At 41.7% G+C, this 13667-nt stretch carries 12 protein-coding genes; 3 read left to right on the top strand and 9 right to left on the bottom strand.

Annotation, left to right across the window (positions count from 1 at the left end; genetic code table 11):
• The first annotated feature begins 115 nt into the window (after nt 1-115).
• A complete protein-coding gene (locus FDP09_RS15370; protein ID WP_137403517.1) occupies nt 116-424 on the top strand; it encodes a hypothetical protein in 309 nt (102 codons plus the stop codon).
• Between the two features lie 402 nt (nt 425-826).
• Here the strand turns inward: FDP09_RS15370 and msrA are convergent, their stop codons facing one another.
• From msrA to FDP09_RS15350, 4 genes are all read right to left on the bottom strand, one after another.
• Complete coding sequence (gene msrA, locus FDP09_RS15365) at nt 827-1405, bottom strand: peptide-methionine (S)-S-oxide reductase MsrA (RefSeq protein WP_137403516.1); 579 nt, start codon at nt 1403-1405, stop codon at nt 827-829.
• Nucleotides 1406-1587: 182 nt separating this feature from the next.
• Nucleotides 1588-1788 (bottom strand): hypothetical protein, encoded by a 201-nt coding sequence (locus FDP09_RS15360; RefSeq protein ID WP_137403515.1) that lies wholly within the window; start codon nt 1786-1788, stop codon nt 1588-1590.
• A gap of 12 nt (nt 1789-1800) precedes the next feature.
• Entirely contained in the window at nt 1801-2856 is a 1056-nt protein-coding gene (locus tag FDP09_RS15355; protein ID WP_137403514.1) for a PA0069 family radical SAM protein, read from the bottom strand.
• Nucleotides 2857-2943: 87 nt separating this feature from the next.
• Nucleotides 2944-3486, bottom strand: coding sequence for a class I SAM-dependent methyltransferase (locus FDP09_RS15350; protein WP_137403513.1), 543 nt, complete (start codon nt 3484-3486; stop codon nt 2944-2946).
• A 193-nt stretch (nt 3487-3679) separates the two neighbouring features.
• On the opposite strand from FDP09_RS15350, the gene FDP09_RS15345 reads away from it, so the two are divergent.
• Nucleotides 3680-5578, top strand: coding sequence for an LTA synthase family protein (locus tag FDP09_RS15345; protein ID WP_187328684.1), 1899 nt, complete (start codon nt 3680-3682; stop codon nt 5576-5578).
• A 178-nt stretch (nt 5579-5756) separates the two neighbouring features.
• On the opposite strand, the gene FDP09_RS15340 is transcribed toward FDP09_RS15345, so the two are convergent.
• The 5 genes from FDP09_RS15340 to FDP09_RS15320 are packed head-to-tail and all read right to left on the bottom strand — an operon-like array spanning nt 5757 to nt 11529.
• Entirely contained in the window at nt 5757-6941 is a 1185-nt protein-coding gene (locus FDP09_RS15340) for a hypothetical protein (RefSeq protein WP_137403511.1), read from the bottom strand.
• The gene (locus FDP09_RS15335) at nt 6941-8173 is read right to left on the bottom strand and encodes a YaiO family outer membrane beta-barrel protein (protein WP_137403510.1); all 1233 of its coding nucleotides are present in this window, start codon (nt 8171-8173) and stop codon (nt 6941-6943) included. Before FDP09_RS15335 ends, FDP09_RS15340 begins: the two co-directional genes overlap by 1 nt.
• Before the next feature lie 17 nt (nt 8174-8190).
• The gene (locus FDP09_RS15330) at nt 8191-9618 is read right to left on the bottom strand and encodes a glycosyltransferase family 2 protein (RefSeq protein ID WP_137403509.1); all 1428 of its coding nucleotides are present in this window, start codon (nt 9616-9618) and stop codon (nt 8191-8193) included.
• On the bottom strand, nt 9611-11125 hold the full coding sequence (locus FDP09_RS15325) for a HEAT repeat domain-containing protein (RefSeq protein ID WP_137403508.1): 1515 nt from the start codon (nt 11123-11125) through the stop codon (nt 9611-9613). The genes FDP09_RS15330 and FDP09_RS15325 overlap by 8 nt, the downstream gene beginning before the upstream one ends.
• 44 nt (nt 11126-11169) lie before the next feature.
• Nucleotides 11170-11529, bottom strand: coding sequence for a response regulator transcription factor (locus FDP09_RS15320; protein ID WP_137403507.1), 360 nt, complete (start codon nt 11527-11529; stop codon nt 11170-11172).
• A gap of 459 nt (nt 11530-11988) precedes the next feature.
• Here FDP09_RS15320 and FDP09_RS15315 point away from each other — a divergent pair, with 459 nt between their 5' ends.
• The gene (locus tag FDP09_RS15315) at nt 11989-13665 is read left to right on the top strand and encodes an amidohydrolase family protein (RefSeq protein ID WP_229683447.1); all 1677 of its coding nucleotides are present in this window, start codon (nt 11989-11991) and stop codon (nt 13663-13665) included.
• Nucleotides 13666-13667 lie beyond the last annotated feature (2 nt).

Below are 13667 nucleotides of genomic sequence, written 5' to 3'. Positions count from 1 at the left end.
CTTTATTCCATCCCACATTCCTAAAAGGGCTGCCCGGGAAGACCACAACCGTCAGGCTAATGCATGTAAATGGATCAAGCAATATTTCCGGGGGGACGAATGTTAACATGGTCTTATGAAAGAAAATTTCATACCATTAAGACGACGGGCTTCCCCGGCTTACTCCATCCGCACGAATGGAGTTTATCGGGAATTTGTGCCGAATAGGGAGGGAAATGTGGCTAAAACCGAAAACGTTGGATGGGCAATTTACCACGGCTTCACCCATGGCTATGAACATGTCGCCCTTCTGGGGCTGACTTTCGAGTGTAATCTTTCAATGAAGTTCCAACATGCACTTAGTGCCTTTGGGACATTGTGGCATTTTTATGTATCGGTGGTTTTGCCATTAAGAAAACTCCCAGCCCCCAACTTTTACGCTTGATCCATGTAAATTGCTGAAATTCTATATCCTTATTGATGTTTGTGCGCTTCACAAATGGCGTCAGTTTAAGCCGTCATCAACACACCAGCTATCACAAATACAAGAAATTAGCTGTCTGGATTTGTAATCCCGAATCGGAATAATGGGGATTTGTAATCCCTTACGGCTATGACTTGGGAAGACCGGTTAGCTATGACGTTTCTAATAACCTCAGTTCGATTATAAAATCGTCACTGCGAGGCTTAGAGGGAGATATGAGGGGTGGAAGCCGTGGCAGCTCGCCGCGGCGAGTTGCCACACCCTTTTCAAACCCACATCCTACTTGAAAGGGTTCGTATGACGCTTTTAATACTAATATTAAGTCGAGATCAGGTTAATGGGAACAATCCCTTTACCTTGGGATTAAATCACCTTGGTATGCTGACCAAATACTTTTTTGAGTTTTTCCAGTTTTGGTTTGATCATGATTTGGCAATAGGGTTGGTTGGGGTGGTTTTCGTAGTAATTGACATGGTAATTTTCTGCAGGGTAAAAGTTTGTAAATGCCGTGATCTCGGTCACAATGGGCTTGTCATAGACTTCTGCCTTATCGATCAACGTTTTGAATTCCTCTGCCGTTTTTCGCTGCTCTTCGGTATGATAGAAAATAGCCGACCTATATTGCGGACCAATATCAGCTCCTTGCTGGTTGGGCGTCGTGGGGTCATGGGTAGCCCAAAAGACTTCCAGCAAGTCCTGAAAGGAAATGATATGGGGGGCATAAAAAAACTGGATTACCTCAGCATGGCCTGTAGTGCCAGTCGATATTTCATTATAGCTGGGGTTCGCGACAAAACCGCCTGCATAGCCCGGCATGATCTGTTCTACGCCACGGATATTCTGATATACCGCTTCTATACACCAGAAACATCCTGAACCAAAGGTGGCCACTTGTTTTCCCGCTGGAATATCGTCAATGGGAGTTTTGGGAACCGTAGTCATAATCTTTATCGTTTTTTTGCCTGTTATTTCGTTAAGCCTGTGCCAATTATTAGCTGGATGATCTAAACAGCATATGAGCGTATCGCATTATAATGGACTCAGCGCTTTATGCCATCACCGTAAATGCTATCATTCATCACATCTCACATCTCATACGAGATCAATCGCTCTTGTGTTTCTCACTACAGCACTTTGATCTCACCGGTTTCTGAAAGTATGATTTTACCATTTTCATTTAGGGATTTGGCAGTATCCAATATTTCTGTGGTAAAGTGCCTCCAATCTTGCGGGTATAGCCATTGGACCACCTCTTCGCAGGAAAATACTTGGTCTCCTTTCTGTCTTCCCATTTCCAAAATAGCTATTTCCAAAATATTATCCATCAATCCATTCATTTAAAATAACTTCAGCTGTCCATTTGCATTAAAAGCGGAAAAATCCAACTCAGGCATTGCCCTTTCACCGAGGTACTTTACTTTTGCTTTGGAAAAAATATGGCCAATTACAGAAGCCAGTGGACCTTGCCCTTTTATCCTTCTCCCCCATTCCGTATCATTAAGGTTTCCACCGTGCAGCTGCTCAATCTGATGAAGCACTTTTTCTGCGCGATCTGGAAAGGCCTCGTGGATCCAGGCTTTGAATACTTCCTTTACATTGCCATTTAACCGCACCACCGTGTAGCCTGCAGCTAAGGCACCTGCTTCCGCACTTTGACGAATGATTTCGGTGATATTATGGTTGTTTAAGGCGGGGATAATCGGTGCAACCATCACGCCACAGGGAATTCCCCGCTCAGTAAATTGTCGAATGAGTCCTATTTTCTTTTTGGCGGTAGCAGTTCTTGGCTCCAGGCTCGCCTTCAGCTTTGGGTCAAGATGATTAATAGAAAAATATACATGAACCAGATTTTTACGCGCCAGTGCAGCCAATATAGCTATATCTCGCTGGATAAGGCTATTTTTGGTAATCACACTTACAGGATGGCCGAATTCCAAGCAAAGCTGGAGAACCTTCCGGGTCAATTGGTATTTTTTTTCCGCAGGCTGATAGCAATCGGTATTTCCAGAAAGCATAATGGTCTGTGGACGATAGTTTTTTGCTTTAAACTGGTTCTTCAACACTTGGTCAATATCATGCTTCACAATGATATTTGTCTCAAAACCCAAACCTGCATCAAATCCCCAATACTGATGCGAATTACGGGCGTAACAATAAATGCAACCATGTTCACAACCTTGGTAGGGATTTACGGAATAGCTTAAAGGCAGATCAGGGCTGTCATTGGTGCTCAAGGCTTTTTTTGCGTGTTCCTTATAAAACCTGGTTACGGGTTTTTCGGTGTATTTTTCCTCATCAAGCCCTTTCATGTGCTCTATCACCTCCTTCCGTTTTAAATACGGATTGTGCGGGGCTATCTTTGATCCTCTGCCTTTAAAAACTTCATCGCTCATCAGGATGAAGTTAAGGTTTCTATCCCAAGGTGCGAAATATATGACATGAATTGTCCCAGAAACCTCGAAGTTCCAAGCAAGGCCCTTTTAGTTGCAAATCATGATAAATGCAGGCGGGAAGTTCCTGAGGGTAAACGCGGTGCGGATACTCTGAAAATAATTTGCAAACTGGAATTTCAGCAAGTAGCTATAGCATATCTGGATGAAATAACCGCTTTCTTTCAAGTTGGATCGGCTCTTTTTATAAATCTCCATTCGTGCCTCTTTTGGGATAAGGCTAAAAGGTAAGGATGAGAGTATGAGATCAGCTCCCTCACCGTTGAGATAGGTGTCCATGTTTCCTGCCGAGTCACAGATGATTTTTACATTTTTCTGGGGAAACTGCTTCCTTAGGTTGTTACAAAAAGCCTCGCTTATTTCGAATACTAAAAGTGTCGAATCCTTATCCATTCGCTCGATAATTCCCCTTGTGATGCTTCCATCTCCTCCTCCCAGCTCCACAATCACCTTCGCCCCTTTAAAACTTGCGAAGGACAACATTTTATTTACCAAATACTTTGAGCTAAAAGTTACTGCTCCTGTAGTTTTTATATTGGAAAATAGTTCTTTTATTAAGGAACTTTTATTCATTTTATAATTTTCGAATTTATTGATCAATATAGTTATTTTGCGCTAAATTTTAGAGGTCGCCTTGAATATAACCTCTATGAACCCAGTCAATCGTTAAAGAATGAGTCAAAAATCAGGTATTCAATCCACTTTAGTATCCAAAATTACAAGCAATTTTATAAAATTCTGGCAAATAGGCGTGATTTTCCTGTTTTTGCAAATAACTTTAAGTATTTGGGAAGTCTTGTGGATAGGAAAAACCCACGATATCAACATTCTTTCACAGCCCAATATCCTGATCACCAATGTGCTAGAGACGATTAAATGGACCTTATACACCTTGGGAATATTTTTTCTCATTCAAGTCTTTTTGGGAATGGTTATTCCACGGTTGTCTTATTTCTTGGTAAAAGCAATTTTTAGTGTCTTATTACTTACGGGGATAGGTTTGGTAATGTATTTTTCGAAGACCTTGGTGCCGCTTGGAGCAGACGTGTATAGCTATTCGTTTAGTGATATAAAAGAAACGGTAATGGCAGCAGGTATGCTCAATCTCTATACCGTCTTTGGAATCCTTGGGGCATTGGTGGTGATTTATTGGATGTTGAGTTTGGGTAGATATATAAAAATCAAAGGGAAAGGAGCATGGATCATTCCAGGAGCTGCTTTTTTTGTTTTGGTGGTACTAATGGTCTTACCCATAAATACGTCCAAAGGACTTACGGGACTTTCTGATTTCCTTGCTGAGAATAAGTCCTTTTTTCTCTATCAGGAATCGTATGATTACTTCGCAAGTGCAGAAAACATCTATTTTGACTTTTACCTTTCATCTACAAATGATGAAAACCAGTTGTTTCAAAAAGAATATATGGATACACAATATCCATTTTTACATAAAAACAACTATCCCGACTTGCTGGGCAATTATTTTGAGCCATTTGACAGTGCTCCTAATTTGGTGTTTGTGATTGTGGAAGGACTTGGCAAGGCTTACTCGGGGCCAAACGCTTATTTGGGAAGTTGGACACCATTTCTGGATTCGCTTGGAGCGCATAGTCTTTATTGGAAAAACAATCTTTCCAGTACTGGAAGGACTTTTGGTGTACTGCCTGGATTGTTTGGCGGATTGCCATTTGGTGAACATGGATTTATGGAGGCCACTCCTTACCCAAAACACCGAACATTGCTTTCAGTGCTAAAAGAAAATAATTATCAGATCAATTATTTCATTGGCTCGGATAAGCACTTCGATAACGCGGATACGTTTATGCAGTACCAGGGTGTGGACATGATCGTGGACATCCATAATTTTGATGGGGATTTAAAAAAATCACCTGCTGAGGCCAACGGCTTTTCATGGGGATATGCCGATAAGGAGAACTTTAAAAATGGTTTACGCAAGATTCCTTCTACCGATAAGCCCCAAGTCAATATTTTCCAGACCATGTCTTCCCACTCACCTTTTGTCATTCCACAGCAGGCTTATTACAACCAAAAAGTGACCTCCTTTTTGGAAGCCAAGCAATATTCCCACCCTACCATTTCTCTGAACAAGTACCAAAAGGAACTGGCAAGTATCATGTATGTCGATGATGCCATCAAGGACTTTTTTACTGAATATGAAAAAAGAGAGGACTTTGAGAATACGATTTTCATTATTACCGGTGATCACCGTTTGCCCGAAATCCCCATGTCATCGCTAATAGACCGGTTTCATGTGCCCCTTATAATTTACTCCGAAAAACTCAAGCGGCCAAAACAAATGGCCGCTGTAACGACTCATTTTGAGGTACCTACGAGCCTATTGGCATATTTGGACAATAATTTTGGAATCAAATCTCCAGAAAAAGTGGCTTGGAGAGGATATGTGTTGGACACTGCACAGGAGTTCAGGTCAAATATCAAACATGCCTTGATGAGGAACAAATACCAGTTTAGGGACTATTTTAATGGGGAGTACCTCATTTCGGACGATAAGGCTTTTAAAATTTCCGATAATATGAACATTGACCCAATTAATGAGCCTACGCTTCAAGAAAAACTTTCTACGGAATTCCAGCAGTACAAGAACCAAGATGGCTACGTGATGAATAACAATGCCATTATTCCTTAACACTCAGCAGTGTCAAGTCAATACTTATATCACGGGTAAGGCGGTAGTGGATGTTGGTTACGGATGACAACATGTAAAAATCGGAGCTTATGGAAATTTAGGCAGCGCTTTTTTGAGCGTACATTCCTTAAGGCAATTACCTTTGATTTCTCAAGTTATCTCATTTTTCCGCTTGCCCTTATTTATGCTTTGATAGGGCTGTTTTCATCAAGGGGAGGTAATAGTTCCAGAAGAAAGATGTTCTATTGGAATAATCGTCTTTTTCATTGACTAGCTTGGATAATGTGGGTACGCCGAAGAATGTGGCTGTTTCCATACTGACTGGATTGTCCGCAAAGTCACCTGCAAAATAATATACCCGAGCATCGCCCACTTTTCTGGTTATGGATGCAGGAAAATACCTGGGCAGCCCAAGAGCCTTTAGCTTCTCCAATCCTGCCCCCGTTGGGGCAAAGTCAAAGTAACTAATAACCTCATAAGAACGGTCAATGCGTAAGATTTCAAACCAATAGGGATAGTTTGCTTCCTTGGGAAGACCGTATTTGCTCTGGCTTTCTAGCGATGACACTACCTTAGGCACTTTCACGGTGATATCTGCCCCTACCTCAAATACCTCGATCTGTCCAAACTCACTGACAAAGATCTGTCCGGCACCTTTAAAGTCCCAGTTTTCATCATGTTGGTTATTGTAATTGGATATCAGCCATTCAGGAATTTCGTCATTGATTACGGTATCCATTTCATCAAAATACCGGCTGATCCATCCTGACCATTTAATATCAAATAGGTCCTCAAATTCACTTCTCAGGTATTTGGTGGTGGGTGCACCCATGCTGTTAAACTCCGCAAAGACCAGTTTTCCGGATTCAATGGAAGCAGCCAAAAGATCCAGGTCCTGTTGGGTGAGTCCTCCATATATTTTTGGTGAGATACTGTTATTTTTACCAGTATCATCAATATTATAAACCCCGTAATTGTCAGACATATACAATACATCAATTGAAGCTTTGATGGAGTCAATATTTTTGGATGATAGATTTTCTACCCCCTTTGATTTATGGTTTTCTTCGTCGTCTGGAAAATATCCTAAATAATCTTCTTTGTAATTGTAATAATCTCCTTCACTGTTTTTGTACCTAAGGTGCTTTAATATCCAGAAAATAGAACGATGCTCTTGTCGCTCCACATCCGCAACTGTTTTATCGATTACCAATACATTTTTTGTGACACTAGGCTGGACATACCAGACCAAATACATAATCCCCGGAAAGACTCCCAGTGGGATTAAGAAAATCAGCAATGACCTGAGAATGCTCCATAAATTGCTTCTGGTAAACTGGTAAGCTCCTTTGAGATTTGCCATTAAAACCTAAATTCTGTACCAATGGAAATGTTAAGATTGGGACGATAATTTCCCGGGCTGAGTTCATCATATGAATACCCGAGAAAGGCATAGCCCATCCACCGGGGAGTCCACAGTTGCTGATAGCCCACCCTGCCCCTATAGGAATCCAATAACTGGGACTGGAAATCTCTATCCTCTTCATCTGGGCTCACTCCAGTACTAAACTGAACCATCAAATAATCCTCGGCTCCTTTAAAATAGTACCTCGCCTGTAAATTTCCACTTATCGATCCTCCTGAGCTGGAGGGGACGTGATTTGCCCTTAAGTTAAGCCACCAGTTGCCAGTATATTTGCCCACAGAAGCGGTGAGAATATGGGTGATTTCAGAAAATTTCAGATGCCTGTAACCGATATCAAACTCAAAAGCCTTTGGCAAACTCCAATAGATGGAGGTACCGAACCGATATTCCGGAAAGAAAGAGGCATTACTGAAACCTACGTTGACGTATGCGTAACTGTTTTTACCCAAACTAGGATAAGCATCGATTTCATATTGTGTACCAGTGGCCTCAAAACGATAGGAATGAGTGGCCCTGGCAATGACACTCCCCATAAATCCCAATCTGGTCCTGGCATAAAGAGAATAGGTGTTCCAAGGTGTTATTTCTCCTTGAAAGCTATCATAATCTGCCGTCATCCCTACGGCACTGTTTCTGGTGTGGCGCTTTAAGTTAGTGACGTAGGACAGCAGGCCGTCGATGTCTGCATTTTTTTCATACAGGTTTTCGGCTATATCAAGTGCCTCTTCATATTCCTCGCGATAATAATACAACCTTGACTTACGATAGGTCAAGCCCTGTGGTAAATTACTTCCAAATTGTTTCTCAGCACGGGCCAATACTTCCTGGGCCTTTTCATACTGCTCACCCCAAAACAGGTTATCCAAATAGCCGTTGTAGGCATCTGCATAGTCTGGACTCTGTTCGATGGCCTTTTCAAAATAAACAGAAGCCGAATCATACCTTCCCTCCCAGGCATTGACCCTTCCAAGCAGGATCCAGACGTCGCTGTATCCAGGGTATTGCTCCACAATTTTTAGCCCTAATGAGATGGCCTCTTCCCTTTTGCCCTCAAGCGCTAAATCCCGGGCTTCCAAGAATTTCTTATCTGGATCAAAGGAAGTCTGGCCACTTACATGATGTACAAGCAAGAAGGTAAGGACCACCAAGAATAATATATTGTTTTTCATATCCCTTGTAGCGTTAATCATTTTGTGTTTTTGAAGCCGGTTCGAACCATTTCCCCCCAGCCACCTATGCCTTTAATAAAGTTCCAATGTCCTTTGATGCACCAAATCATCAATTTAGGATGTACGAAAAAAGGTTCTTTAAGTACAGTGATAATGAGTTTCCTCAACTCCCCTTTCTTCCCATATTTCTTAAAAACCAATTCTTCAAACAGAATACTGAAAGACGATAACATGACGGAAAAAAAGTAAATCAGCACAAAAAGACTGATAAAATAGACAGCACTAAACTCACCCAAAAAAATGAGAATAAAGGTATATACCACACCCAAAAACTCAATGATAGGGGCGTTTTTTTCGAAGATGGTCCAAAAAGGAAAACTCACCATACCTGTGAAACCATATTTTGGGTTAAACTGCATTTTGCGATGGAGTTGGAGGGTTTCGATTGTGCCTCTCATCCACCTATTTCGCTGTCTGGAGAGCACCTGTTCCGATTCAGGCACTTCTGTCCAGCATAGCGGATCAGATACGAAAGACACCTTATAAGGAATCTTTTGCTCTTCCATGTACCTTCTCATCCTTACGACCAACTCCATGTCTTCACCTACCGTGGCCGGAAAGTAGCCCCCTACTTTCTTGACCAATTCCTTGTCAAAAAAACCAAAGGCGCCCGAAATGAGCAACAAGCCATTTACACGAGACCAGGCCATCCTTCCCAAGAGAAAGCTTCTAAAGTATTCTATTACCTGAAACCTGCCCAAAAGCGTGGATGGCACACGGTATTTTACCACCGTGCCATCTTTGATGTCACAATTGTTTGCAATGCCAATGCCCCCACCGACTGCGATGACTTTTTTATGGGTTTCCTCCAGAAATGGGCGTAACATACGAATGATGGAATCAGGAGCCAGGATGCAGTCCACATCGATACAGGCGATAAGTTCTTGATTGGAAACATTTATGCCGGCATTTAGGGCGTCAGCTTTTCCTCCATTTTCCTTGTCCACCACGATGAGCTTGCTGAATGAAGGATTCGTAGATTTATAAACTGCTTTTACCCGTTTGGTATCAATGGTTTGTTCATAAGCAAATGCGGCTTTCTTCAGGTCAAAGTTCTCTATCAAGACCTCTATGCTATTGTCCTTACTTCCATCATTGATAATGATTACTTCGTATTTACTGAAATGGAGAGAGAGCAGGCTCCTGACGTTTTGGACCAAGCTTTTCCCCTCATTATAGGCCGGAGCCAAGATCGAAACCCCTGGAGCCATGGGGGTAGTGATGACATCTTTATAATCAACAAATTTGTTTTTCTTGAACTGCTCACGTAATTCCAGTCCAGACAGTGTCGTAATGGTCATATAGATGACGATAACGGCAAAACCGTACATAAGAAAGAAAATACCAAACAGATCTACCAAGAGATCAAATAATAGACTATACATGTTCCAGCGAGGTATCTTTTATGTGTGACTGTATCGCTTCCAATTGGGGTCGCTTAAAATGGCTGACCGCCCAATTCATCATTTCCTTATCCAAATTATATAAACTTGTCATCATGCTTTTTTCCAAAGCAAAAGGTTGCTCGGTTTTTAATTTTTCCATGATCAATGCCACCGAAATTTCATTGCCGATTACTCCCATCAGTTCTGCGGAAAGTTTAGCCAATTTTAAGTCATCGCTTTGAAAACTCCCATGCACTAATGGGGTTGTGGTAAACGCAGCGAGTGATTTAAACGTATTCAGGATTTCATACTTCTCATCGAGGCTGGCAGCTGGAAACATTTCGGATAGCTGCTCAATAATGTCCATTCTTCCCAGCAATCTCACCAATTTTACGCCGAATATCCGGATGCTTTCATTTTCAGAATGGAGAAGGCTCACCAAGTCCACGGTCCCCATAGAGGAGGTGTTTCTGACCACGCGGTAAAGCCACATTTGCTGCCATCTGGAAAGCGGATAGGTTTGATTGCTCAAGAAACTTAGGTCTTTATTGGGCGAAAGGTGCAGATAGGCCCTTACGGCATTGGACCTTACCACAAAATTCTTCGAGTGCAAGAGCTTTTCAAGGTGGGGTGCGGCTTGCTGGATATTCATTTCGTAAAGCTCCATGGTACCGGTTGCCTGCACCTCCCAGTTCCTGCTTTTTAACTTTTTTATGGAGTACCTGTCCAGCTTCAGCGTGGTATAGATAATCCTTAGTTTATCTTTAAAATCCCCTTTGAGGTTCTTGTTGAGATTGATGATTTCACTTATCAGTGTATCTTTAAAAGCGGTTGATTTAAATTCCTTGGTATTAAACAGCCCCCTCACTTCATCAAAGGTCATTTTTTCCACTTCTTCTACGTTATAGGTAAATAAAAAAGTAGAAAGAGGTTCTCTGCAGATGTCCACATATTTCTTGATAAGGCGCTCTCGCCTTTCATTTCGTGCCTTGACGACAAAAATAAAGAAGAGCAGCACCAAAAATGTAAAGACAAACAACAGCAGAATTCCTATGAGGATAACAAATTTAATATCGGTCAAGATTCTGCTTCTAAACCGATAAAATGGCTTAAAACCAAGCTGATTCGCAGCAATTAACAATCGGCCGGAGTCAGTGGATAAATCGCGGCCTTGATCGGCAATATATAGATCATTCTCCTGTATAATACTTACGTAACTCTTTACGTTTTCGAAGCCCTTTTCCTCTCCAGAAATATAATAATGGATCTTGCCCACATCCATTCCTTCAGCTTCCACAGAATCCCGAAAAGATAATAGGACATTAAAATCATTAAATTGGTGTGATACGACTTTGGAGTGCTTTTCACTGGCTCCATAACTAAGCCTATAGCTCATCAGCTCCACCTCTCCTATCCTTTCTAAAAAGGAGACGGTAGATAAAGAATCCAACTGCTGTTGTCCAGCAGCTTTGGTAGCCATTGCTACAATGGCTATTAAAAACAACATAAGGACCTTTCTATTCTCCAAGATACACGTTAAGCTATTGACGATCAACTGAATAATCTCTTCACCCTAATAGCGAGTTCATTTGGATTAAAAGGCTTCGGAACGAAATCGGCTACCCCCATATTAAAGGCCTCCATCACGGTCCCTTCTTCATCCCCGAGCGCACTGAGGACAATGATGGGACAGCTTGGGTATTTTCCTTTGGCATATTCGATGATCTCAATCCCACTCTTATACGGTACCATAATGTCCGTTATGATCAGATCAGGTTGCAATTCATCCAATGCTTCTATTCCTTTGTTACCATCTTCAGCTATGACTACTTTATATCCTTCTTTATTTAGTCGAAATTCAACCATTTTTAAAATTAACTGGTCGTCTTCTATCACTAAAATATCCTTCATGGTGGCTTTTAATCGTCTTTATTTTCCTAAAAGTATGCACTTTTTGGTACAATTCTAACTCAAAATACTATTGATATTACGATAAATAAAAACAGAATTACTTTAAACATATTTTAATGTATATAATATTAATAAATATGTTTTTTGAATAATAAACACCCAAACGAAATTACACTAATGTCAAGTCAAGGCATAAATAACGGGTAAGGCGGTAGTGGATTTTGGGCTAGAAAAAGCACAAAAATCGCCCCTAGCCTTAGCGAAGGAAGTCTTTTGTAACACTGATAAAGGAGAAAAGACGCACTGGAATACACGTAGGATTAGGCGGTAGGCAGGTTTGACTTGACACTAGGTCAAAAAATAGAACCTTTTAAAAAATAAACCACTCAGTTTTTTGAATCTTTTGTTAGTTTAACGGCTTGTTAATATTTTATTACGTCAAGTATATCCCAAATGTGTATGATTAAAAGATTAACCACTTTATTGTTTTTGGTGGTACTGATTTGTTTGATGGACACCTCTACGGTAGTAGGCCAGAGTGATCGATCAGGACAAAGAAGGGTGACAGGCACCTATGCCATCACCAATGCCACTGTCATCACCCAACCCGGAAAATGGCTGTCAGCTACTACAATTGTGATCAAAGATGGACTGATCACTGCAATTGGCGAAAATACAGCTGTTCCAGTGGATGCAAAAATTATCCCTGGAGACTCTTTATTTGTTTATGCCGGCTTTATTGATTTAGGAAGTGATGCTGGCATTGAAAAGCCAGAAGAAGCCAAAAAGCCGGAGAATTTCGATCCATCCAACCCTCCCAATGATGTAGCAGGAATCACCCCTGAACGCACTGCTTTGGACTACTGGGATACCACCAATGGTAGTATCGGTGAATGGAGAAAAGCAGGTTTTACCATCGCCCAACTCCTACCGAGAGGTGAAATGCTCCCGGGACAGACAGCTTTGGTCGTGTACGGAGATGCTTCTTCTACCAATGTGCTTCATGAATCAACCGGGCTATTCGCCCAGTTTGAAACGGTACGTGGTGTTTATCCCGGAACCACATTGGGCGTAATGGCCAAATATCGGGAGTTATATAAAAATGCCGAACTGAAAAATGAGCATATCCAGATGTTTGCAGCCAATTCCAACGGCATCAGTAGGCCAGAAAAGAACAAAAGCCTAGAGGCTTTCTACCCGGTGATCAACAAACAAATCCCAGTGGTCTTCGAAGCCAATGAGGAGCTTGAGATCCGCAGGGTATTGAAACTACAAAAAGAACTGGGATTTGATCTACTGCTGATGGACCTTGAGGAAGGAAGTAATTTGGCAGAAGAAATATTGGCTGCCAATGCCACTGTGGCACTTTCGCTCAAGTTACCAGACGATAAGGCCAAAGAAGCGAATATGGAAGAGGCTACAGAAGAAGCCAAAACTGCTCAAAAGCGAGTAATAGAAGCATACGAGCAAGCGTTGTCCCATGCAGGCAATTTCGAAAAAGCAGGAGTTAAATTTGGTTTTTCTACCAATCAGGCCAAAAAGGACGATTTTCTGAAAAACCTACGGCTGATGATTGCCCATGGACTTACGGAAGACGGTGCCCTGGCTGCCCTGACTACAAATCCCGCTGCAATACTAGGGATCAGTAATTATGCCGGTACGATCGAAAAAGGAAAATTGGCCAATTTGGTGTTAGCCACGGACAGCCTTTTCGCTGAAGGCTCTAAAATCAATTTTGTAATGTCTGATGGATACTTATATGAATACGATATTTCTAAATCCAAAAAAATCGAAGGAAATCCATCAGATTTAGTTGGCAAATGGAACTACACTTCTGAAACCCCAGGGGGTACCTCTTCGGGAGAAATTAGGTTTACCGAGAAATCAGGCAACCTATCTGGAGAAATCGATGTGGACAACCCCAATGGTGGCGGCAAGCTGACAAGGCCCTTGGAAAACATCAGTTATGACGGCAAGAAGCTGAGTTTTACTTTTTCTATTGAAGTGCAGGGGCAAAAGCTCACTGTACAGACCAAGGGAAAAGTCGATGGAGCTGATTTTACGGGCTCCATCAGTATCAGGGACATGGGTGATTTTTCACTCACGGCCAAGAAAACACCTGATTTTAAATTCTAATT

It is taken from the genome of Echinicola rosea, assembly GCF_005281475.1.
Taxonomy (GTDB): Bacteria; Bacteroidota; Bacteroidia; order Cytophagales; family Cyclobacteriaceae; genus Echinicola; species Echinicola rosea.
The sequence above is the reverse complement of the archived record's forward strand: the minus strand, read 5'-3'. Positions and strand labels throughout refer to the sequence as shown.

What these genes read in the sequence shown, in the direction of transcription:
- FDP09_RS15360 (WP_137403515.1), bottom strand. Translation starts at nt 1,788, where the DNA reads ATGGATAATATTTTGGAAATAGCTATTTTGGAAATGGGAAGACAGAAA.
- FDP09_RS15350 (WP_137403513.1), bottom strand. Translation starts at nt 3,486, where the DNA reads ATGAATAAAAGTTCCTTAATAAAAGAACTATTTTCCAATATAAAAACT.
- FDP09_RS15370 (WP_137403517.1), top strand. Translation starts at nt 116, where the DNA reads ATGAAAGAAAATTTCATACCATTAAGACGACGGGCTTCCCCGGCTTAC.
- FDP09_RS15330 (WP_137403509.1), bottom strand. Translation starts at nt 9,618, where the DNA reads ATGTATAGTCTATTATTTGATCTCTTGGTAGATCTGTTTGGTATTTTC.
- FDP09_RS15320 (WP_137403507.1), bottom strand. Translation starts at nt 11,529, where the DNA reads ATGAAGGATATTTTAGTGATAGAAGACGACCAGTTAATTTTAAAAATG.
- FDP09_RS15325 (WP_137403508.1), bottom strand. Translation starts at nt 11,125, where the DNA reads ATGTTGTTTTTAATAGCCATTGTAGCAATGGCTACCAAAGCTGCTGGA.
- FDP09_RS15355 (WP_137403514.1), bottom strand. Translation starts at nt 2,856, where the DNA reads ATGAGCGATGAAGTTTTTAAAGGCAGAGGATCAAAGATAGCCCCGCAC.
- msrA (WP_137403516.1), bottom strand. Translation starts at nt 1,405, where the DNA reads ATGACTACGGTTCCCAAAACTCCCATTGACGATATTCCAGCGGGAAAA.
- FDP09_RS15335 (WP_137403510.1), bottom strand. Translation starts at nt 8,173, where the DNA reads ATGAAAAACAATATATTATTCTTGGTGGTCCTTACCTTCTTGCTTGTA.
- FDP09_RS15315 (WP_229683447.1), top strand. Translation starts at nt 11,989, where the DNA reads ATGATTAAAAGATTAACCACTTTATTGTTTTTGGTGGTACTGATTTGT.
- FDP09_RS15340 (WP_137403511.1), bottom strand. Translation starts at nt 6,941, where the DNA reads ATGGCAAATCTCAAAGGAGCTTACCAGTTTACCAGAAGCAATTTATGG.